A 22,107-nucleotide genomic window follows, 5' to 3' on the forward strand; every position below is an offset into this window, starting at 1 on the left:
GCCTACTTCGCGAAGGGTGCGAACCACTCGTTCACGCCGTCGCACCACCTGTCCCACGCGGCGGCTGCCGCCGTGTTCTTGTCCGTCGCTGCGGCCTCCTTGCGCAGCTTCCTTTCCAGCTCGTTCGACGCCAGGTGCCTCGGAACGTCCGCGGGCCTGAGGTCCGCCAGGGCGAGCCCTGCGCTGACGATGGCCGTACAGGTGTTATGAAGCTCGCGCGCATCGATCATCCCCATCCGGTCCAGGCTGGTGTGATAGGTGAAGTCCGTGAAGTGCCACATGAGCGCCGCTGGAATCGTGGCATCGTTGAAAACGTCGTGATCGCTGCCGCCCTCCCAGGGGTTTTCCGAGGTATGCCAGCCGCCGACGTGCGCGGCGACGTCGATCAACGCCTCGCGGCAGATCACGTTGACTCCGTTGGGTCTCATGTCCTCCTCGGACACGCGGCCGGCTCCCCACGGGGTGTGCTCGTCCGGCAGGATCGTATAGAGAGCGCCGGGGTCCGGCGTTCGCTCGAGGAGAGCCACCGCCCCCGTTCGTTCCGGCGACTGACCGAGCATGTCGGCCGAAAGGGCCGCGATCGTCTTTCGATCGGTCGCTTCCAGCCAGATGCGCGACTGCTCCATCTCGTTTCCGAAGACGAAGGCGAGGGTTCGACTCGGCGGCGCGATCTTGCGCTCGTCCATCAGCGTCGCGATGGCGACCGCGGCCGAGCAGAGCCCCGCGGCTCCAGCGGCGTTGTCCCCGGCTCCGGGCTCCTGAAGGTGGGATGCGATGGCGACCGCCTCGCCCGGCGTTTCCTCACCCAGAATCTCAGCGATGAGCGTACGGAGGGGCCGCTGGGCCGTCTTCGTCTTGGCGATGAACCGTAGCGTCGACGCGTCGTCGGCGGCCTTCGCGGCTTCGATGCGGTCGAGGATCCGAGGCGAGATCTTGCCGACGGCGATCGTGGCGCCGCGCGGCGCGGTTTCGAAGCGGATCGCGTCGAGGTGACGATCGGCGCCAGTGGGGTCGATCGTGAAGGGGAAGAGCGCGCTCGAGAGGACGCAGACCGCGCCGCGCGAGGCAGCTTTCCCGACGAGCTGGCCGCTCAGCGGGGCTCTTGTCGCGAGCACGGAGCCCGGGGTCACGTCCTTCAGCGACAGGGCCACGGGCCCCTCCACGTCGGCCTCGGGGGCACCCACGGGGAGCATCGTCCGATGCGCGTCGCCGGGCGACCCGAACGCCAGGAGAAGCTCTGACCCCGCCGCGCTGTCGAGGGTGAGGGAGCCGCCGAGCGGCCACCAGGCGGGGCGGCCCATGTCCGTTTCCACGATCTTCAGGGTGAGACGGTCCGAGATCCCGAAGCCCGCGGCCTCGAGGCGCGCATGCAGGCGATCGATCACGGCGTCGTAGAGGGGGCTCCCGGGGGTCCGGTAGAACCCATCGATGAAGAGCGTGTCCTCGAGCGCCGTCCCGACGTCGAAAGCGTCGTAGACGAGGCCTGTGAATCGGGCCGGACCTGCCACTTCACCTGCCGGGGCGCCTGCCGAAGGGTCCTCCAGCTCGTCCGGCAGGGGACGGCCTGCCACGGTGATGGGGGGGGCCACCGCCGGTCCGCTGTGGTCCCGGCCGCCGATCGAGGCCCCCGGGAAGGGTCCGATCGTGGTCCTGCTGGATTTAGGTAGCAGGCTCAGCTCCGAGCTGGAGCCGGGCGCCTGGGCGGCGCCGCCGGGGCAAAAGAGTGCGATCGGAAGCGCGAGGAAGGCGATTCTGACGATTTTTTGGGTCGGATAGATCATCTGGGCGGATGCTGGATTGCCAGTGGAGCCGCGCCACCGTATCTTTTTCGGCTCGATCGACGGCGGACGGGTTACCCGGAACGTTCGTCTGCCCCCCCGGATTCCCATCGGATTCCAGGCGCCCGCGCGATGCGTCCGCCTTCCAGGAGTCCTCCACCGAACCAACCGTCAGCGTCCCGACCCCCGGGCCGTCCGAAGCACCAGAACATGGCCAAGACCTCAGCCGTCCAGAAGAACGAGCGCCGCCGCGCTCTCGCCGCAAAGTACGCCGACCGTCGTGCCGAGTACAAGGCGACCATTCGCTCCACGAAGTCGAGCGAAGAGGACAAGGACGCGGCCCGCGAGGCCCTCGCGAAGATCCCGCGCAACGCCAACCCGAACCGGGTCCGCCTCCGCTGCTCCTTCACGGGGCGCCCCCGCGCGGTGTACCGCCGCTTCGGCGTCTGCCGTATCGTGCTGCGCGACCTCGCCCACGAGGGCAAGGTCCCCGGCATGCGCAAGGCCAGCTGGTAAGCAGCCGGTCGACCGCCACGGAAAGAGGCCGGGACGCATGAGCGTCCCGGCCTCTTTTTTTTGGGGGGGGTCCTGGCTTCGGGCCTGCACGAGCTCCGCGAGGGGAGCCCGAGCAGGCCCGTCGTGCGGATCACTCGATCAGCGTACCGTCGGTCACGGTCACGTCCTGCCCGTTCGACGCGTGGAAGCTCCGGATCTGGCCCTGGATCTCCGCATAGGCGGCGTTCTCGCTGGCGCTTGCGCCAGGAGTCACCAGGGACCCGTGCGACCCCTCGTTGAAGCGAACGGCTCCGTAGATGCCGCCGGTCGCGGTCGCCGAGATCGAGTTCAGTCCGAGAGCCGAGATCAGCGGCTCGGTCCCGGCGAAGGGGGCGCCCGCGACCGCGTTCGGCACCACGATGTCGCTTACCCCGCCGAGGGCTCCACCGCCCACGATCTCCAGAAGGAGAAGCTGGACGCCGCTCGCCTGGACCCCTGCCGCGTGGTTGATCGGGTCGACCGTGTCCACGACCGTTTGCGCGGCCGCGAGGAACTGGGCGTACTCCGAGGTGCCGGGGGTCACGCCCGCGGCGGCCAGGCCGCCCTGGATGACGGGCCCGAAGGCGACCGAGCCGTCCAGAAGGTAGGGGATCGAGGCGCCTGGCATGCCCAGGGTCGCGGCGGTGATGCCCGACTGGAGCGCGAGGAACGGCGTGCCGACGATGCCGCCGAGCGAGTGCCCCATGAAGTGCACGTTCGTCTCGTCGAACATGTCCACGCCCATCACCGTGAGGCTACCGAGGGACTCCTTCAGGTTCATCAGGTCCGCGACGGCCTGCTGGAGGTTGTCCCGGGAGACGGCGAGGTTCTGGAGGTTGATGAAGTGCGTGCCAGAGCTGTCCGGCTCTCCGTCAGGTCCGGGGGTGGTCACGCCCAGGGCCTGGGTAGCGAGGTCCATCCCGAACGTGCGCTCCCAGGCGTCCGCGGGGGAGCCCATGGTGACCTGGCGGTAGCCCGAGAAGATCGAGACGCCGCCCGCCAGCATGCCGGTCGTCTCATCGACACCGTGGAGCGGCAGGTCGATGGCGACCGCGGCGAAGCCCTCGGCGGCCAGCGACTCGGCGACTCCCAGCAGAGCGGTCCGGTTGGACGTGATGCCGTGCTGGAAAATGACGATGGGGTAGCCGTTCACGGGCATGGCCACCGTCGGAACCGAAAGAAGGAGCGGCATGCGCTGGGCGCTCGTCGCATTCGGGAGCGGATTGAAGCGAGAGAGGTTGTTGTCCGTTGCGACGGGGTTGGCTGCGTAGCGGGACGACCAGGGCGTGTTCAGCGGGGCCGTATCGTTCGTGAGCCCGTTGAACATCAGGGAGAGGTTCTCGGCCTGCGTGAGGTAGTACGGCGACTCGAAGACGCCGACGTAGATCTCGGCCTGGCCCGGAGGGCCGCCCACCAGCTCACTGGCGGTGCCGATCGTCATCGCGTTCATGTTGACGCGGATCATCGCGTCCGAGAACGGATTGTCGGCGGTGTCGCCGCCACAGGTGCCGAGCTGGCCGCAGAGACCGCTGATCACGGCAGACTCGTTCCCCTGGGCGATCTGGGAGATCGTCTCGAGCGCGGTGCCGACCGACTGGATGGTGAAGGTGTAGGAGACCACGACCTCATCGCGATCTGCGTTGGGCTGCGCGTCGTAGTTCGCCAGATGCGAATTGATGAGGCCTTGGAGCTGAACGAGCTGCGGGGGCGTGGTGACCGGGTCGAAGGGCGTCTCCTCGGACGCGAAAAGGTATTCCGTGTCCTTCGAGACGGCCACGCCAGCGGAGTCCGTCACGCCGTTCGTCACGACGACCAGGTAGACGCTGTTGCTCACGGCGGTGCTGGGCGTCAGCGGAGCCAGGGGCAGGACCGCGATGCTGTTGCCGCCCGAAACCACCGCGGCGAACTCGACGCCCGCGACGAGCTCGCGATCGATCGAGGCGACCGGGCCTCCGACTGGGCTGGACGCGGTGCTGACCGTGACCTCGAACATCCGCACGGTATCCCCGGGGATGACGGTTGCGGGGTCGAGGGGCCGGGTGAAAGTGACGCTTCCGGGGGCCACCGGCGAGAATCCATCGAGCGTGTTGAGCGCGATGAACGGATCCGTGGGATCCGTCGGGTCGGCGACCGGAAGGTTGAGCGTTCCGTCGAGCGAACCCGAGTAGAGCAGATCGTTCGGAAAGGGGATCTCGCCAGCGGAAGGCGCGAAGCGCGCCACGGTGGGGACGCGAATCTGGGAGGTGGGGTTGTCGTCGTCCGCGCAGCTCGCCGCGAGGAGGCCGAAGCCGATAAGGAGTCCGCGGCCGATCGTTCCGGCGTGGGCTCGTGTCCAGTGCAGTTGGGTCATGGCGCTTCGGTGGGGCCCGGATCGGCCAGGCTCCTGGGGTGAAACTGGGGATAGGAATCGATGAAGGGACCGCTGGGGCGTTCGGCTCCGAGGCTGCCAGGCGTCATCAGGGCGCCTGGCCTCCGTCCACGAGCTTAGCAGGCGACTCCACGGATTGCCCTCGTCGGATGCCCTGCCGCCAGCGTTTTGGACTGCCGTAGGCGTCCGTACCGTCCGCAGCTCCGCTACGATCCTGTGACTGGACGCTCGCTGCGACCCTCCGGAACTGCCCAGGCTCCCATGAACATGAACTCGCCACATCTTGGCTCTCAAGAACCCTCCGCTCTTACCGCGACCGCGTGGCTGCTGGTGGCGGGCCTCGCAGCCTGCGCGGATGGTGAGCGAATGGACCCCGCAGTGGTCGAACCGAGCGCCCCGGGGAAGGAAGCCGCGGCCTCTGATAGCCAAGAAGCTGCCGAGGAGGCTTCCGAAGACGTTCCACCCGCGAAGCCGGCCGAACCCAGGCTCTATACGTACGACGTCGTGGCCCGCTATCCGCACGATCGCGGCGCCTACACCCAGGGCCTTCTCTGGCTGGACGGCAAGCTCTACGAGAGCACGGGTCAGCGTGGCGAGTCGTCGCTTCGTATCGTCGATCTGGAGACCGGCGAGGTCCAGAAGAAGCGAGACATCGATCGGCGGCTCTTCGGCGAGGGCCTCGCGGCCGTCAACGGCCTCTTCTACATGCTGACCTGGAAGGCCGGTCAGGCGCTCCTCTTCGATATCAACACGCTGCGGCCTCTCTCCTACGGCTACAGCTATCCGGGCGAGGGGTGGGGGCTGACGACCTGTGACGAGGGCCTCGTGATGAGCGACGGAACGAGTCAGATCCGGTTCCTGGATCCCAAGGGCATGAAGCCCATCCGCTCGATCCAGGTGAGCGATCGTGGCCGTCCCATCGATCAGCTCAACGAACTGGAGTGGATCCGGGGCGAGATCTGGGCCAATCTCTGGAAGTCCAACCTGATCGCGCGCATCGACCCGGCGACCGGAAAGGTCAATGCCTGGGTCGACATGACGGGCTTGCTCGGGACCGAGCGGGTCAACTACCCCGAAGAGGATGTGCTCAACGGAATCGCCTGGGACGAGGAGGGAGAGCGACTCTTCCTGACGGGCAAGCGCTGGCCCTACCTCTACCAGGTCGAGCTTCGGGAGAAGTAGACGGCGCCCGGGTTAGCAGGGCGCCCGGATTGGCAGGGCGCTCAGTCGGCGGGGCACCCGGTCAGCAGAGCGTCAGTTGAGCAGCGATCGCGTGTCGTGCCGCTTGAGCCAGGCCATCACGCGGCTCCGCCAATCGTCCTGTTGCTCCAGGAGGTCGTGGTTGGCGTAGCCGTAGATCAGCGCTTCGATCGGCGTGCCGCTCTTCCGAACGCGCGTCGTCACGCAGAGGGCCTGGGCGACCGGCACCGTCTCGTCGAGACGTCCGTGGATCACGAGCAACGGCGTCGTGCAGTCGTCCGCGCGGATACGCGGATTGCGTCGTTCCAGCTGGCGGCGCTTTTCCGGGCCACCCCAGCCGCCATGGATCTCGGCGAGGCCCGGCCACCCGCCGGAGTCCTCGAAGCCGTTCGAGATCTCCGGGTCGAAGCTCTCGATCTCTTCGATGTCGGCGGCGCCGGAGATCACGGCTGCAGCGCGGACCGGTGCGCCCATCTCCAGAGCGCGATAGGTCATGAGACCGCCGCGTCCGAACCCCACCATGAAGATACGCGCGGGGTCCACGTAGTCGAGTCGCTGCAGCAGCGCGACCATCGAGAGTACATCGTGGACGTCGTCGCCGCCGAGTTCGTCGACGCCCTGGCTCAGGCGGTTGCCGCGGTACGCGCTGGCGGCCGCGACGAAGCCCTCCCTCGCGTAGCGCGCGAGGTCCGCGAGGAGCAGGTCCTCGTCGAGTCCGCGGCCCGCGAGCCCATCGCGGTTCACGACGACCGCCCCGAGACGGCGGCCCTCCGTCGACGCGGGTCGGACGATGAGACCGCCGATCCGAAGCCCGTCGCTCGAATAGGTGAGAAGCTCGGCGTGCCCGTCGACGGAGTCCGTCGCGGCCTCCCACTCGTCTTCGGTGAACAGCGTGCGGCCCTTGGGAGTGAGCTCCTCGTAGTTCTTCGTGATTCCCGTCTCGAGCGCGGAGATGATCGTGCCGTCCTCGGGCGCGAGTCTCTCCAGCAGGGGGATCTCACGCTGCTCCGGAGCGAGCACATCCGCCGAGGCCGCCCCCCCCCCGGATGCGCACCCCGCGGACATGACGAGCGTGACGGAGAGACACGCCGTGGCAAGAAGAGAGGGGGAGGAGAGCAATGGGTAGCGCATGGAAAATCGTGGCCGCGTGTTCAGACTGTGTGTTCTTCGGCGACGACGCCGAGGCTCTGGCGGCGGCGAAGCGAGACGGACCGCTGCAGGCGTTGGGGCGAATCGTAGGGGGTCTCGGGGCCCAGAGCGCCACTTTGGTCGTGGGATCGGCCCATCGACAGAGCGCTCGTCTCTCTTCTGTATCGTCATGGGGCGGCGATTTCCTCAAGGCATCCGTGGTCGCCTCGGGACCGGGACCTCTTGAAGCGACGGACCGCGTCTCCCACAAGCCTTCGCCACAGGTGGAGACGCCGGAAGAGCTCGGCTCGCCTTCTGAGGCGCAGACTCCTCGCCCGATTTTTTTTGCCTGTCCGCTACTCTGACTCCGGACCCAAGTTCGTAGGCAGGGAACCCACCCAACGACAACCGCATGAAGAACCAATTTCGCACTCTCCGCTCGACGGCGTCCCTGAGCCTGCTCGGCTCCGCGATCGGATTCGGACTGGCCGTCGGTAGCGCGATCGTTCCTGACGCCAAGGGCCCGGACCCCGACGACATTGGCCTCACGACTGCGCGTGAGGTGTCCTCGGCCTTCGAAGCGGCCAGCCGCAAGATCGCCCCGGCGGTCGTACGCATCGAGAGCTTTCAGAGTGGTGGTGGCGGCCTGTTCCCCGCAGGACAGGGAAGCGGCGTCATCATCGACGAGGACGGTCTCATCGCCACGAATGCCCACGTCGTTCGAGGGGCCACGACCCTGAGGATCGTGCTGGTCGACGGGCGCACCTTCGACGGCAGGATCGTCGGCCTCGACAACGAGACGGACCTGGCGCTCGTCGAGATCCAGGCAGACGATCTGGTCTCGGCGAGGCTCCGCGACGATCGACCGGCCACGGTCGGTGAGTGGGTGATCGCCGTCGGCAACCCGATGGGGCTCGGCCACAGCGTCACGGCGGGCATCGTCAGCGGACGGGGCCGTAGCCAGGGCATCACGAGCTACGACAACTTCATTCAGACCGACGCGGCCATCAACCCCGGGAACAGCGGCGGGCCGCTGGTCGACCTCGATGGACAGGTCCTTGGTATCAACACGGCGGTCATCGATACGCGCCGTGGCGGGCAGGGCATAGGCTTCGCGATCCCCGCGTCCATGGTCTCCGACGTGGTCGCGCAGCTTGCGACGAACGGACGCGTCTCGCGCGGATACCTCGGCGTCAACCTGAGCGAGGTCTCCAGCGAGGGGCTGGCTTCCCTCGGCTACGAAGGGCAGAGCCAGGTCCGCATCGCCAGCGTGCGAAGGGACGGGCCCGCCGCCAGCGCTGGCCTGCGAGCGCTCGACATCATCGACCGCGTCGACGGGGAGCCCGTCACGACGCTGCAGCAGCTGATGACCACGATCGCTCACGTGAAGCCGGGCACCGAGGTGCCCGTCGAGGTGATCCGCAGCGGCGAGCGGATGAGCATCCCGGTTCGGCTCGCGGAGCGACCTCTCTCCGTGGCCCGCGACTAAGTTCCGTCCAAGGTTCGGCAACGCAGCTACGGAGCGAAACAGGCGAAACTAATGCGACGAACTTCTGATTCAGGGCACTGGTGCCCCGAATCAGAAGTTCGTCGCATTAGTTTCGCCTGTTTCGCTCCGTAGCTGCGTTGCCGAACCTTGGACGGAACTACTGCTACGCACTGCGGTCCGGACGCCTTGCTACGAAACGAAACAGACTGAAACTAATACGACGAACTTCTGATTCAGGGCACTAGCCCGCCATCGGGCTTTGGCGCATCGCCGCCGGCTCGGATCCGGGCTCGGATCCTGGCGGTGCTCGCGGAATCGCGCTCTGTGGCGCAGACCCCAAGGCGCGTCCTCACCGTGAGCGTCGCCTGGCCGGGATGATGCCGTCAGGCGACCTCCGGTGAGGCGGTCCCCCCGCTCTCGAGTTCACTGGCCTCGAGGTCTTGGGCGGAGCGGCCCTCCTTCCGCTTCTTCGCCTCGGCCTCCGCCACGGCGAGCCGAACCTGCATCGCCGTGTCCGGCGTCACCGAGATCGAGCTGATCCCGCAGTCCACGAGGAACGGCGGCACTTCATCGGGGTGATCGCTCGGCGCCTGACCGCAGATGCCGATCTCGAGGCCCCGGTCGCGGAAGGACTTCACCGCACTCTCGATCATGATCTTGACGGCGGGGGAGCGCGCATCGACGGGATGGCGGTAGCCCTCCAGGTCATCGCGGCTGACCGCGTAGACCGTTTGCACGAGGTCGTTGGAGCCGATCGATCCGCCCGCGAGTCCCATCGCATCGATGAACTCATCCGCGAGGATGACGTTGCTCGGGAGTTCGATCATCAGGAACAGCTTCACGCCCGCTTCGGCGCCGAGGCCGCGGTCGGTGAGGAGGCGCTGGACGGCGGCGCCTTCCTCGGGACTACGGCAGAACGGCACCATCAGCTCGAGGTTGTCGAGGCCGAGGCGACGCTTGACGAGGCGAAGCGCGTCGCACTCCATCTCGAAGGCCGGAAGGAAATCGGGGTCGACGTAGCGACTCGCGCCGCGCCACGCGATCATCGGGTTCTCCTCCACCGGCTCGAAGATCCGGCCACCGAGGAGCTGTCGGTATTCGTTCGACTTGAGGTCGGAAAGTCGCACGAGCACGGGGCGTGGGTGGAAGGCAGCGCAGATCAGGCCCACGCCTTCCATGACGCGGTCGACGAAGAACTGGCGCTTGTCGGCGTACGCGCCTGTGCGGCGATCGATGGCGCCGATGAGCCCGCGGAGTTCTTCCTCACCTTCGGCCTCGATGGCCTCGCGGAAGCGCTCGAGCTCCGGGACCATGACGCCGCGCTCCAGGTAGTCCTGGAGTTCCTGGCGGTAGAGCAGCGCGAGCGGGTGCACGCCGACCTCGGACGTGAGAATGAACTCGAGGCGAGCCAGGCCGACGCCGTCGACGGGGAGCTGGCTGTCCTCCAGAGCTTTCGCCGGGAAGCCAACGTTCAGCTTGATCTTCGTGTCGAGCTGGACGCTGGTGTCGATCTCCTGGCGCTCGATCTCGAAGGGGTGAATCCCATCGAAGACGAGCGCGATGTCGCCTTCCGCGCAGGAGCCCGTGACTTCCTGCATGGGCTTCAGCTTCTTGGTGGCGTCCTCGCAGCCAACGATCGCAGGGATGCCGAACTCGCGTGCGATGATGGCCGCGTGGGAGGTGCGACCGCCCTTCTCCGTGACGATGAGCGAAGCGTCCTTCATCAGGGGCTCCCAGTCCGGCGTCGTCATCTCGGTGACGAGCACGTCGCCCTTGTCGAAGACGTGCTGCGCGGGGGGGATGTCTTCGAGCCGCTCGCCCGCGGCGAGGCGTTCGCGTAGCGCGCGCTTCTTGAGGATGACCTCTTCGTAGCTCTTGTAGAGCCGCACGACGCCGGAGCCGATGCGGGTGCCGACGGCCTGGCCCTCGGCGATCACGGCGCCATCGGCCGCGAGCTGGCGAGCGAGTCCCGCTGGCATGTGGTAGCGCACGATCTCGTTCACCGACGCGCGCGCGTGAACGGTCTCCGGCCGCGCCTGAACGATGAAGAGGTCCTGGCTGCGTCCGTCCTTGGCCCACTCGATGTCCATCGGCTGGCCGTAGTGCTCTTCGATGGTCAGCGCCATCCGAGCGAGTTCCCCGATCTCCTCGCGGGTGAGCGACCACTGGCGGCGGCGCGCGCTCGACGTGTCCATGCTCTCGGTGCTCGTCGCGCCCTGGGCTGCATAGACCATATGGAGGTCCTTCGCGCCGAGGTGACGGTGCACGATCGCCGCGTAGCCGCTCTTCAGGCCTTCCTTCCACACGGTGAAGTGGTCGGGGGAAACGCTGCCCTGCACGACGAGTTCGCCGAGCCCGTAGCTCGAGGAAATATGGATGACGCCGCGGTGCCCGGAGTCCGGATCGAGCGTGAACATCACGCCCGAGGTCGCAAGGTCGCTGCGCACCATCTTCATCACGACCACCGCGAGCGAGGCGTCGAGCGGGTCCATGTTCTTCGCCACCTGATAGGAAACGGCGCGCTCGGTGAAGAGGCTGGCACAGCAGTGCTTCCACATGAGCACGACGTTCTCGGGCCCATGCACGTTCAGGTAGCTCTCGCACTGGCCCGCGAAGCTGGCCTCGTCCGAGTCCTCGACCGTGGCGGAGGAGCGAACGGCGACGTCGACCTCGGCGCCATACTCCGTACAGAGCTCGGCGTAGGCGCCGCGAAGCGCCGACTCGACCTCCGCAGGCACGGGCGTCGCCACGACGATGTCCCGTGCCAGCTGGGTGCGCGCGTGCATCTCGAGGTGGTCCTCGGGGTTGGCGTCCTGGAAGCACGCGGTCAACGCATCGCTCAGGCAGCCCGCCTGCACGGCCGTGCGCCGGAGCATGGGAAGCCCCTCGGCGTCCGGGACGTCCAGCCAGGCCTCGCGGGGCGTGGGCGCGTCCAGGAACCTTCGGTAGGCGGTCGCCGTCGACGTGAAACCATTGGGCACCCGCACGCCGCGCGGAACGAGTTCACAGTAGAGCTCCCCGAGCGATGCCCCCTTGCCGCCGACGAGGTCCGCGTCGTTCTTGCCGACCTCGTTGAACCACAGGAGGAGGGCGTCTTCACGGGGGAGGAGCGTGGGGGAGGTCATGGGGTGCCTGGGTGTCGACGGCAATGCGATGGGGCGCCCAGGGCGGGCGCGTCTCATGCAGGTTCATCGGATCGAGTGACGGATCCCTTGAAAGCTCGTGAGAATTGGCGCGTCATGGCGCCACGTTTTCGCTCGGCAAAGTTTGGCTTCCTGGGCTGCGGCGTTTTGTCTCGATCGTGATTTGGACCGTCCAAAAGGGTGCCGGGCGTCGAATGATGGTGTGAGAGGGCCGCGAGCCCTCCGTTCGTCCACACCACGGCGCCCCCGACGGGCGCCCATTCAGCCAACAGCCCATTCAATCCATGAAGGCAACACCGTTCATCCTGAGCCTCCTCGGCCTCGCTGCCGTTGGGATCGCCGCCAGTTCGCTGGTCGGTGACCCCTCCGACGCGGCCGCACAGGAGATCCAGGACAAGAAGAAACCCGAGGACGCCTCGAAAGGCACCGACAAGGACAAGGAGAAGAAGGCCGAGAAGATCACGGTCTGGATCATGGACGCTACCGGCTCAGGCTGAAGCGCGGCCAGGAACGCCCGTGCGGCGGTCGAGGCCACGATCAAAGACGACATCGAGAAGCTCTTCATGAGCGGCACCCGAGCGACCTTCACGCTGAAGAAGGACGCCAAGGTGGACGAAAAGGCCCTCAAGGCCGCCATCGAGAAGAAGCGGCTCAAATTCGTCAGTCTGACGAGCCGGGAGACCCAGAGGGCAGCTGCGGCCTACGTGGCCGCTACCCCCGGGCTCACATGAAGCGTGAAATCCGGCGAGGTCCGTGAGACCTTGATGAAGACGCTGGGTGACGATGTGGAGGAGATCTTCGCAGGTCCCGAGATCATCGTTCACATGAAGACGAAGGACGCCAAGCTCGACGAGGAGGCGCTGAAGGCAGCGCTGGCCAAGCACGAGCTGAAGCTGAAAGGAGACGTCAAGAAGGACGACGCCTACATCCTCTGATCCCCATCTTCCGGACCCGGGCACCGTTGTCTCGCCCGGGGACGGCCCGAAGTCCGTCCCTGCACCGCCGGGACGGACTTTTTTCGTGTCGTCGCGACTTTTCCAGAGTTTGCCGAGACGATTTCGGCCCCGCAGGACACTCCTAGGTACCGAGCGTGGGAGCGCCCGGTACCTCGACGGTCGGAGCGATCCGGCCTGGCGAGATCGGTCTCCGGAGCCCCTGGCCCCGGGGCCGCGCTCACCGACCCGGGGGACGAGAGACGGAGCCCCTCCTGTGAAAACCAGGTTGGGACCTAGATCCTGGACGCGGCTTCGCAGGCCCCGTCCGGGGGGCCAGGTTCCAGCCCGCGGATCGCAGGTGGGGCTACGCATGCTTTAATGCCTCGGTGAATTCCCAACCTTCTCAACCGCCCGCTGCCGGTCCACCCGCTGCTGGCGAAGAACTCTGGCTGGGCCTCGATGTAGGGACCCAGGGCACCAAGGCACTTCTGGTCGACGTCAGTGGGCCCGGCGGCAGCTGCGTGCGAGGCCGAGGCGCCACCGGCTACGACCTGATCGCCGGCCTACCGCCAGGCCACATGGAACAGCATCCGACGATCTGGATCGACGCGATCCAGCGGGCCGTTCGGGCGGCGCTGGCTGACGCCGTCGCAGGAGGTGTGGCCGGGACCGCCGCTCTCGTCGCGGATCGAGTGCGCGGCATCGGCGTCTCGGGCCAGCAGCACGGCGCCGTGCTCCTGGACGCCGCCCTCGAGCCCGTACGCGCGGCGAAGCTCTGGTGCGACACCTCCACGGCTGCCGAAGCGCGGGAGATCAGCGCGGAACTCGGCCGCACCGTGCCCGCTGGCTTCACGGCACCCAAGCTCAGGTACGTGGCCCGGCGTGAGCCCTCCGTCTGGGAGCAGGTTCGCCATGTGGCTCTGCCCCACGACTACGTGAACGCCTGGCTCTCCGGGGACCTATTCACCGAAGCGGGCGACGCTTCCGGTACTGGCTACCTGCGGGAAGGCGTGCTGCGCGGAAGCGAGGATCCCTACGTGGGCGCTCTGGACGACATCGCGGCCGGCCTGTCGGAGAAGGTTCCCCGCGTGCTGGCTTCCAATGCCGTCGTGGCGACGCTGCGGAAGAGCGCCGCCGACGCGCTCGGGCTCCGCGAGGGCATCGCGATTTCCGGCGGGGGCGGAGACAACATGATGAGCGCGATCGGTTCCGGAGCCACGCGTCCGGGCGTCGTGACCTGCAGCCTCGGGACCTCGGGAACGGTCTTCGCCTACAGCGCGGAGCCCCTGGACGATCCGACGGGCGCGATCGCGGCGTTCAGGAGCTCCAGCGAGGGTGAGAATCGAGAGCCCGGGCATCTCCCGCTCCTCTGCATCATGAACTGCACCAGCGTCCTGAACGAGGTGTGCGATCTCACCGGGAAGGGCCACGGAGAACTCACTCTCGCGGCGGAAGCCGTGCCGCCAGGCTGCGATGGGATGCTGTTCGTGCCGTACCTGGTAGGGGAGCGGGTGCCTGACCTTCCGAACGCCCGTGGGCGGCTCGTCGGCATTCCGGGGTCGATCCAGGCGGCGGCCCTGTATCGCGCCGCCATGGAGGGCGTCTCGCTCAGCCTCGGGCTCGGAGTCGATCGAATGCGTGAGCTCGGACTCGGGGTGGACGAGGTTCGACTCGTCGGCGGCGCCGCTGGCAACTGGCTCTGGCGGAGCGTTCTCGCCGACGTCTTCGGCTGTCCCGTACGGCTCGTCGTGGAGACCGAGACGGCGGCGATGGGCGCGGCGCTGCAGGTGGCGAGCGCCGTGGCTGGCGATCCGAGTTCGGATGCGATGAGTCAGCGCGTCGTGGCCCTGGCGGACGAGGTGGCGGAGCCTTCCTCCGATCGCTCGGAGCTCGTCGCGGAGATGAAGCGCCGGTTCGCGGCCGAGGTGAAGACACTTTCCTAGGAGCGCGATGGGCTTCGAGAGATTCGTGCCAATAGCAGCGAGCCCCGCTGTCCCAGCGGGGACAGCGGGGCTCGCTGCGTGACCAGCCACCCGCGATGCAAGACCGCGGGAAGCCAGTTCAACCGATCCGATCAGGGGAACTGAACGCGGACGCCGTCCGAGAAGTTCGACGTTGCGATGCCGAGGATCGCGTCCCGGTGCCAGGACTGGAAGTAGCGCGTCTCGCCGGCCATCACCGAGGTCGTGCCGGTCGGGGTCGGGATCATGTCGAGGTCGACGATTCCGGTGAAGGAACCTGCGGTGCCCGAGCTGAGGACGCCTCCGCCGACGCCGCGGCCGATGTTGCCAGCGACGCAGAGGTTACCGGAGCTTCCACCCGGGTTCGCGACGAAGCCCTGGCTGAGCGACGTGATGAAGAAGCCGAAGGCGTTCTGCGGCATGTTCAGCGAGTCGAGCTGCATCGTGCGAGCCATGAGGTCGACGTTGGAGGCCACGATAGCGGTGGGCTGTCCGGTCGAGTTCGAGTTCGCCATGCAGTAGTTGTTGATCACGACGCTGCTGCCGTTGCCGTCACCGGGGCCGATAAGAGCCACGTTCTGGTCGCCAGGGTTGCCCGGCTTGAAGAGGCCGAGGCTGGCCGTCACCGTCTGGGGTGCCGCATTCGCGGTGAACCAGAAGCTGTACGTCGTGCCCCAGCGAAGCGCGTTGGCGTTCGCGTTCTGCATGAAGCCTTCGGTCTCCCAGGAAACGTTGCCAGCGTTGATCGTGCCGGTCCAGGCGATGTTGGTGTACGGCTCGCCCGAGTGGTACATCGGGAACGACATGCCGACGTCGGACACGGTCACGTTCATGCCGAACGGGACGGTGAACTGACGGCCGGAGAAGTCGCTGTTGATGTTGCAGACGGCGTAGTTGTAGGTCCAGGTGCCATCGTTGTTGTCGATCGCGTTGCTGCCCGCGACGAAGAGGCCTTCACCGGGGACCTGAATGTCCTCGGCGACGACGCCCGAGTCAGCGGCTTCCCAGCCACGGATGGCGCAAAGCTCACGGACGGTGGAACCGTTAACGGTGTTGAGGCGGTAGGCGCCACCCGTCGTGCTGTTCGAGCGGTTGAGATCGCAGTACGAGATGCTGTTGGCACCGTGGCCTGCGGCTGAGTCGTCGGGGGTGACGTACTGGGCTTCGCCGAAGTAGCGAGCGGTCGGGTGCATCGAGGGGTTCACGTCGTCCGTGAGGACCTGGATCCGCTTGTAGATCGCGTCACCCGTCTGTCCCTGGAACAGGAAGGGGTAAGAGAACGCACCGGTGAAGGCGTTCACCTGGGAGCGCGGGCCGAGACCGCTCTGGCTGCCGTTGAGGCCCGATCCGTACGGGTCGGAGCAGCCGACGCCGAGGCGCGTACCGGTGCCGGAGTTGTTGCAATCGCAGCAGAGGTTCTGCTGGAGGGCCGTGAAGCCGTGCTTGAGCCAGCCAAGGCCGATCTGCTCGAAGCGGCCGTCTTCCATGCGGAAGATGTTCTGGCCGATCACCGGGTGCTGGTTGTTACCGGCGATCCAGAGGAGTTCCTGGTCACCGACGTTGCAGGAGGTCGTGCCGAGCGAATAGGCGCTCATGTTGCCGACGGTGCCGAAGGTCGAAGCTCCGTTGATGTCGCCGACGATGACGTCAGGACCGGTGGAGGGGTTCGTGCAGCCGCCGCTTCCGCTGCCCGCTTGGGCGACCGTGAAGGTGCCCGTTCCGCCGGACTGGCCGTTGTAGGCGCCAGCGCGCAGGAAGTAGGTTTGACCCGCCATCGCGCTGATCTGAACCCGGGACTGGAGGCCGCAATCGTCGTCGTTGCAGTCGAGCAGGGTGAGGCTGCCACAGGTGCCGCCGTAGATGGCGAGAGCCGTGTCCCAGCCTGCTCCGCCGCAGGTGGAGAATTGAACCGACTCAGTCGCCGAAGCCGTCCAGGCGAACCAGACGTCCTGGCCGATACCGCCGCACGGCGAGCTGCCGCTGTTCGTGGCTGCCGTGGTGTCCATGGCGAACGTGCCGAGGCCCGCCACCGGCGTGGCGGTGGAGCATTCATCGCTGTTCTGAGCCGAGGCCAGCCCGGACAGGATGAAGGCGCCGCATGCTGCAGCGCCGAGGGTTGAGAGAACTCGCATAGAGCGTCGTAGTGAAGAGTAGGCCGGCGGAACGAGCGAGGAAGCTGAACCGGACAGGCTGATGTTGAGAACAGAGGAGAAATGCCCCGGCCCGCGGGGGCCCGGATGCACCACTCACACTTGGGTGCAGTGAAGTCTCCGCCCCTACCCGGACGTAGGCAAGGATGAAGGTGTTCCCTTACACAGGCGATCCGCCGCAATGGGGCAGTTCGCCGCGTGTGAGGGGCCTTCAAGCGCACTTTTCGCTCATTGAGACGCGCTCTTTTCCTGCCCCTGGAGCCAGACGAGGAATCCGTAGCTCCGGGCCGCCTTCCGGAGTCGGTCGTACCGTCCTGAGACGCCGCCGTGGCCGGCCTCCATTTCGCAGTCGAACAGGAGGAGCGAGTCGCCCGTCATGGTCGCGCGCAGCTTGGCGACCCATTTGGCGGGCTCCCAGTACTGCACCTGGCTATCGTGGAAGCCCGTTGTGACTAGCATATTGGGGTAAGGCTGGCGGCTCACCTGGTCGTAGGGCGAGTACTCGAGCATCGTCCGATAGGCGAGCTTTTCGTTCGGATTGCCCCATTCGTCGTACTCGAACGTCGTCAGAGGAATGGTCTCGTCCAGCATCGTGGTCACGACGTCGACGAACGGCACGTCGGCGATCAGGCCATGGAACAGGTCGGGGCGCATGTTCGCCACGGCTCCGATGAGGAGGCCCCCTGCGCTACCGCCCTGGGCGTAGAGCTGGCCAGGATCCGTGAGCCCTTCGGCCACGAGGTGCTCGGCGCATGCGATGAAGTCGGTGAAGGTGTTGCGCTTGTGCTCGAGCTTCCCGAACTCGTACCAGGCACGACCGAGTTCCTGTCCGCCTCGCACGTGCGCGATGGCGTAGGCGAAGCCGCGATCGAGGAGCGAGATCACGTTCGGTCGGAAGGTGGCGTCGAGGCTGTTGCCGTAGGAGCCGTAGCCGTAGAGCAGGAGCGGACCCGGGCTCTCTCCGCGATCCTTCCGGTAGACGATCGAGAGGGGGATCTGCGCGCCGTCTTCTGCTTCGGCGAAGATCCTTTGGGCCTCGTACTCGTCAGCATCGAAGCCGCCGCCGATCTGCGCCTCCTTCAGAACGACCGGCGCCTCCTGATCCAGGTCGAATTCGATCGTCCGGGGCGGCGTCCGCAGCGAGCTGTACTCATAGCGAATCCGACGGGTGTCGAACGCTTCGTTGCCCGTCAGTCGCACCGTGTAGGCCGGGTCCTCGAAGGGAATCTCGAAGGACCGAAAGCCCGAGTCCATCGTCGTCGGATGGACGACCAGGTGGACGAGGCCGCCCCTCCGCTCCGTCGCGACGAGGTGATCGGAAAACACCTCGAAACCCATGAAAAGGGTCTCGGAACGATGTCGGAGCACCGTGGTCCACTGGTCGGGCGCGCCCAGCGGAGCGATGACAAGCTTGAAGTTCTCGGCGTCCCGGTTCGTCCGGATGTAAAGTCGTTCGCGCACGGGCTCCACGCTGTATTCGTGACCTCTCTCGCGTGGGATCAACACCTGCCAGGCGCCGAGCGGATCGTCTGCGCGCAGCATTCGAACCTCGGTGGAGAGCGTCTGCTGCGAGACGATCATCAGGTACTCGTTCGAGCGTGACTTCGTCACCTCGCAGGAGAACGTCTCGTCGGCCTCCTCGTAGACAAGTTCGTCGAGCGCCGCGGGCGTGTTCATTCGGTGGCGCCAGACCTGGAACGCGCGCAGGGTGACCGGGTCGCGCTTGACGTAGAAGAGGTACGCCCCCTCCGCCGACCACTCCATGCTCCCCGAGGTGCCGGTGATCCCGCGCGCGATGTCGCCGCGCTCGATGTTCTTGATCTCGACGTCGAAGATCCTCCGACCCACGCGGTCCAACGCGTACGCGATGTGCGCGTGGTCTTCCGAGGGCACTTGCGCCCCGAGGCGGAAGAACTCCGAGCCTCGCGCCATGGCGTTGACGTCGAAGAGGACGGTCTCGGCGTCGCTGATCTCACCCGGCGCCGGAGCCTCGATCGAATCCACCGCGGCCGAAGCGGGCCGGCGGCAGTACACGGGGTAGGGCTTCCCCGCAAACGTCCGCGCGTAGTATTCGAACGGGCCGCTCGTCACCGGGACCGTGACGTCGGTCTCCTGGATCCGGCCGACGAACTCCCGGAAGAGATCCTCCTGGACGTCCGCGAAGCGGCTCAGGTTGCCCTCCGCGTAGGCGTTCTCCTCGGCGAGGTAGGCGAGCACCTCGGGGTTCGCGCGTTCGCGCATCCAGTAGTAGTCGTCGATCCGCGTATCCCCGTGGGCGCTGAGTTCCTTCGGCTGTTTCCTCGCCACTGGGGCCAGTCCCACGGGCTCCGGATTGGCGCGGCCCCGGGCGGCTTCCCGCGCGAACGAGTCGGAGGCAACGGAGGGCCCATCGGACGGCGTGCCCGGGCTCCGGGAGCCCGAGGCGCAGGCCCAGGTGCCGGCGCAGCCGAGCAGGAGGAGGGCGAGAGCGAGACGAGGAGTAGAGATGGTCGAGGGCATGACGGGTCCAGGATGGGAGGCGATCCGAGGTTTGCCTGACGGTGGTGTTGAGGTGGGCGCAGGCCGGCGCATCCTCAGGGAGGATCGAGCGCTCAGGGCCGACTCCGCATCCTTTTCTGCGATCTGTGCATTCGATCGGTCGGGGCGAGCGATTCCTTCCTGTCATAACGCACGAGCCAGCATGGAACACCCCCAGGAAACAGAGGTCCCTCGAATGGACCCGGACCGCATCGACCAGCACGTCGATTGGCTGCGCCGACTCGCCCGCAGCCTCGTGCATGACGTTTCGCTCGCAGAAGATCTGGTTCAGGAGACCGCGCTGGCCGCTCTCCAGGCACCGCCCCTTCTCAGCGAAGGAAGTCCGCGGCCGTGGCTCTCGCGGGTGCTTCGGCGGCGCGCGGCCGACGCGGCGCGGCGGGCGACCGGCCGCGGTGATCTCGCCGCGTGGAAGGGTGAGGAACTCCGCCGCGAGGCCAGCGCCAGTGCTTCCAAGGAGCTCGTGTCCGAGGTGGAGACCGGGCAGCGCCTCGCCAGGCTGGTTCTCGGCATGGCGGAGCCGACCCGCTCCACGCTCCTCCTGCGCTTCTGGGAGGGCCTTCCGCCCCGCAAGATCGCGCAGCGCCAGGGCGTTCCCGTCGCCACGGTCAAGAGCCGGCTGGCGCGGGGCCTCGAGCGGCTTCGCCTCGAACTTGATCAAGAGAGCGGAGGCGACCGCACGGCGTGGCTCCTCGCCGTTCTGCCCATGGCGCGGGACGTCCGTTCCGCCGCCACCATCACCGTCCTTGGAGGAATCGGAATGAACGTCAAGATCCTGTCTGTTGTCGCAGGTGCGGCCATCATCAGCGGCACGCTTTACCTGGCTTACCCGAGTCCCGCGGACCAGGAGGAGCGGGAGGCAGCCACGTCGCCACGGGCGGTGAAAACGGACGAGGGGCCTCTGCCGGACGAAGGTCAAGCGGCCAACGAACCGTCGATCATGGGGGAGACGCCTGGCTCGAGGGAGTCGATTTCTCTCGGCGAGGCGGGCCCGGGGCCCAGTCCTCCCGCGTCGGCTCCCATCTACTCCATCGAAGGTCAGGTACTCAGGGCCGACGCCATCCCCGTGGCCGGCGTTCGCATTCAGAGTGTTCAGAGCGCCCGGGTGCAGGTCGAGGGGCGTCCGAGGGCCGAAGATTCGTTCCCCGACGCAGCGACCAGTGGCCCCCAGGGGCGCTTCATGATGGAGACAGCACTCGCCTCGGGGAGTCTCCAAGCCTCGGTCGGGGGAGGCTGGGTCACCGTTCGTCCCGGCGTGTTTCGCGTGGAGTCGGGAGAGGAGCCGCTGGTGATCGTGGCGAGCGCCATCGATCTTGCCGGCACCGTCGTCGATGACTGGGGCGCAGGTGTGCCAGGCATCGAGGTCATTCTCGATCTGCCTGCGGACTTCGTCACGCGCTTCGACGCCTCGACGGCCCGTTCCCTTCGGAGGGACTGGCGCACGACGACCGACGACGAGGGAGCGTTTCGAATGACGGACGTGCCTGCGGCCAGCGGAGCGACTCTCGAAGCCACCACCATCGAAGGAGCCTCGGCGCAGATCGAGGCGCCTGTCACGACCCAGGAGGGGCTTCGGATCACGCTTGCGGAACCGCCGATCCCCGAAGGGACGCGTTTGAGCGGCCGGGTCCTCCTTTCCACCGGCGTCGGAGCGGCGGCTGCGCGCATCGCCATGGGGGACGAGATGGTGCGAGCCGACGAGGACGGCCGCTTCGAAATCGACCTCGCGCGCAGCGGCGACGTCAGCGAACTTCGCGCCATTGCGTTCGGAACGCAGCCCGAAACCTTCCCGCGCCCGGGTGACACGGCGGGGCCTCGCCGCGGCTGGCCCGAGGACGTCGAGATCCGTCTTCGCCGCGCTTCCATGTCGATCGCGGGGGAGGTCGTGGATGCGGAGGGAAACCCGAAGGCTGGCGCGCGCGTCTGGCTCCACGATCCCACCGAATTCGGCGTACTCGGCGCGTACCCCGTTCGCGCCGAGGGGCTCGCGTCGGGTCTGGGCGATCCGTTCGAAGCCGCGCGCTCCCGGGGTGAGCTGCGGCGCAGCCGCGAGCCCCAGGAGTCGAGTTCCGCCACGGGCGTGGGGGAGTCGACCTCCATGCTGCCGTACGTACTCACGGACGATCGGGGCCGCTTCGAAGTCACGGGCCTGCTCGATCGAAGCTACGTCCTCAACGTGCTCGGTCCGAACCTGGACTTCGGCTTTCAAAGCGACCCCCTCCGTGCTGGCAGTCGTGGCGTGGTGCTTCGGGTGCCGACAGGAGGCGTCTATCCGGAGATTCGAGGCCGTCTCGTGACGCGGCGCGGTGATCCGCTGCCGGGCGTGAATGTGACGCCATGGGTCACGGCACTCTCGAAGGACCTGAGCGTTCAAGGGGGAAGTTCCTCGGTCACGCGCTTCTTCTACGGCGGGGGAGTTCGTTCCGACGACGAGGGCCGTTTCACGCTCCGAAGCATCCCGCAGTCCCACGTGAACTTCTGGATTGCGGGGGACGGTGTGACGCCACTCTCCGTGTCCGTGGAGGAAGTCGACGACCCTCTCGACTTCCTGATCGAGATGGCCGCTCGGATCGAGGTTTCCGTGCAGATCTTGGATCCGAGCCTCGGTATCGACGGAGTGACGGTCCAGGGCTTCGACGGTGAGCCCCAGGAGATCCTGCGCCTCTTCGCCGACGGCTCGTCGAACATGCTGCGTCTCCCCGTGGAGGCCGGCCGGACCGGGGTCTTTGCGCTGACGACTGACGCGGACACGATCACTCTCATGCGCGGTTCGGAAGCCGTTGAGTCCATTCCCCTTGACGGCGATACCGAGACCGTTCAGGAGATTCTCCGCTGATTTGAGCCGAATGAACCCTCCGCGTCCGCAGGACGCACTGGAGCTCACTT

General features: G+C 67.0%; 14 protein-coding genes. 8 read left to right on the plus strand and 6 right to left on the minus strand.

Features of this window, described 5'->3' with window-relative positions; all coding sequences use genetic code 11:
- Nucleotides 1–2 precede the first annotated feature (2 nt).
- Nucleotides 3–1,781 carry a M28 family peptidase gene (locus Poly30_RS09065; RefSeq protein WP_419191154.1) on the minus strand — a complete coding sequence of 593 codons (1,779 nt, stop codon included), beginning with the start codon at nucleotides 1,779–1,781 and terminating at the stop codon, nucleotides 3–5.
- A 207-nt stretch (nucleotides 1,782–1,988) separates the two neighbouring features.
- Between Poly30_RS09065 and rpsN the strand changes: the two genes are divergently transcribed.
- Nucleotides 1,989–2,294 carry a 30S ribosomal protein S14 gene (gene rpsN, locus Poly30_RS09070; protein WP_145196448.1) on the plus strand — a complete coding sequence of 102 codons (306 nt, stop codon included), beginning with the start codon at nucleotides 1,989–1,991 and terminating at the stop codon, nucleotides 2,292–2,294.
- A 130-nt stretch (nucleotides 2,295–2,424) separates the two neighbouring features.
- Here the strand turns inward: rpsN and Poly30_RS09075 are convergent, their stop codons facing one another.
- Nucleotides 2,425–4,662, minus strand: a complete 2,238-nt coding sequence (locus Poly30_RS09075) for a hypothetical protein (RefSeq protein ID WP_419191155.1) — start codon at nucleotides 4,660–4,662, stop codon at nucleotides 2,425–2,427.
- A 285-nt stretch (nucleotides 4,663–4,947) separates the two neighbouring features.
- Here Poly30_RS09075 and Poly30_RS09080 point away from each other — a divergent pair, with 285 nt between their 5' ends.
- Nucleotides 4,948–5,862, plus strand: a complete 915-nt coding sequence (locus Poly30_RS09080) for a glutaminyl-peptide cyclotransferase (protein WP_419191156.1) — start codon at nucleotides 4,948–4,950, stop codon at nucleotides 5,860–5,862.
- Nucleotides 5,863–5,934: 72 nt separating this feature from the next.
- Here Poly30_RS09080 and Poly30_RS09085 read toward each other — a convergent pair whose 3' ends face one another.
- The gene (locus tag Poly30_RS09085) at nucleotides 5,935–7,011 is read right to left on the minus strand and encodes an alpha/beta hydrolase family protein (RefSeq protein ID WP_419191157.1); all 1,077 of its coding nucleotides are present in this window, start codon (nucleotides 7,009–7,011) and stop codon (nucleotides 5,935–5,937) included.
- A gap of 409 nt (nucleotides 7,012–7,420) precedes the next feature.
- Here Poly30_RS09085 and Poly30_RS09090 point away from each other — a divergent pair, with 409 nt between their 5' ends.
- On the plus strand, nucleotides 7,421–8,497 hold the full coding sequence (locus Poly30_RS09090; RefSeq protein ID WP_145196454.1) for a S1C family serine protease: 1,077 nt from the start codon (nucleotides 7,421–7,423) through the stop codon (nucleotides 8,495–8,497).
- Between the two features lie 383 nt (nucleotides 8,498–8,880).
- Here the strand turns inward: Poly30_RS09090 and ppsA are convergent, their stop codons facing one another.
- The gene (gene ppsA / locus Poly30_RS09095) at nucleotides 8,881–11,622 is read right to left on the minus strand and encodes a pyruvate, water dikinase (protein ID WP_145196456.1); all 2,742 of its coding nucleotides are present in this window, start codon (nucleotides 11,620–11,622) and stop codon (nucleotides 8,881–8,883) included.
- Nucleotides 11,623–11,924: 302 nt separating this feature from the next.
- Between ppsA and Poly30_RS09100 the strand changes: the two genes are divergently transcribed.
- From Poly30_RS09100 to xylB, 4 genes are all read left to right on the plus strand, one after another.
- Complete coding sequence (locus Poly30_RS09100) at nucleotides 11,925–12,137, plus strand: hypothetical protein (RefSeq protein ID WP_145196458.1); 213 nt, start codon at nucleotides 11,925–11,927, stop codon at nucleotides 12,135–12,137.
- 66 nt (nucleotides 12,138–12,203) lie between these two features.
- Entirely contained in the window at nucleotides 12,204–12,371 is a 168-nt protein-coding gene (locus tag Poly30_RS28290) for a hypothetical protein (RefSeq protein WP_419191159.1), read from the plus strand.
- A 3-nt stretch (nucleotides 12,372–12,374) separates the two neighbouring features.
- Nucleotides 12,375–12,575 carry a hypothetical protein gene (locus Poly30_RS09105; RefSeq protein WP_145196460.1) on the plus strand — a complete coding sequence of 67 codons (201 nt, stop codon included), beginning with the start codon at nucleotides 12,375–12,377 and terminating at the stop codon, nucleotides 12,573–12,575.
- 386 nt (nucleotides 12,576–12,961) lie between these two features.
- The gene (xylB, locus tag Poly30_RS09110; protein WP_145196462.1) at nucleotides 12,962–14,518 is read left to right on the plus strand and encodes a xylulokinase; all 1,557 of its coding nucleotides are present in this window, start codon (nucleotides 12,962–12,964) and stop codon (nucleotides 14,516–14,518) included.
- Nucleotides 14,519–14,649: 131 nt separating this feature from the next.
- Here the strand turns inward: xylB and Poly30_RS09115 are convergent, their stop codons facing one another.
- Together Poly30_RS09115 and Poly30_RS09120 are read right to left on the minus strand one after the other, a co-directional pair.
- Nucleotides 14,650–16,668 (minus strand): hypothetical protein, encoded by a 2,019-nt coding sequence (locus Poly30_RS09115; protein WP_145196464.1) that lies wholly within the window; start codon nucleotides 16,666–16,668, stop codon nucleotides 14,650–14,652.
- 246 nt (nucleotides 16,669–16,914) lie between these two features.
- A complete protein-coding gene (locus Poly30_RS09120; RefSeq protein WP_145196466.1) occupies nucleotides 16,915–19,185 on the minus strand; it encodes a S9 family peptidase in 2,271 nt (756 codons plus the stop codon).
- A 181-nt stretch (nucleotides 19,186–19,366) separates the two neighbouring features.
- Here Poly30_RS09120 and Poly30_RS09125 point away from each other — a divergent pair, with 181 nt between their 5' ends.
- The gene (locus Poly30_RS09125) at nucleotides 19,367–22,057 is read left to right on the plus strand and encodes a sigma-70 family RNA polymerase sigma factor (protein ID WP_419191160.1); all 2,691 of its coding nucleotides are present in this window, start codon (nucleotides 19,367–19,369) and stop codon (nucleotides 22,055–22,057) included.
- The last annotated feature ends 50 nt before the right edge of the window (nucleotides 22,058–22,107 follow it).

It is taken from the genome of Saltatorellus ferox, from assembly GCA_007751475.1.
Classification (GTDB): domain Bacteria; phylum Planctomycetota; class UBA1135; order UBA1135.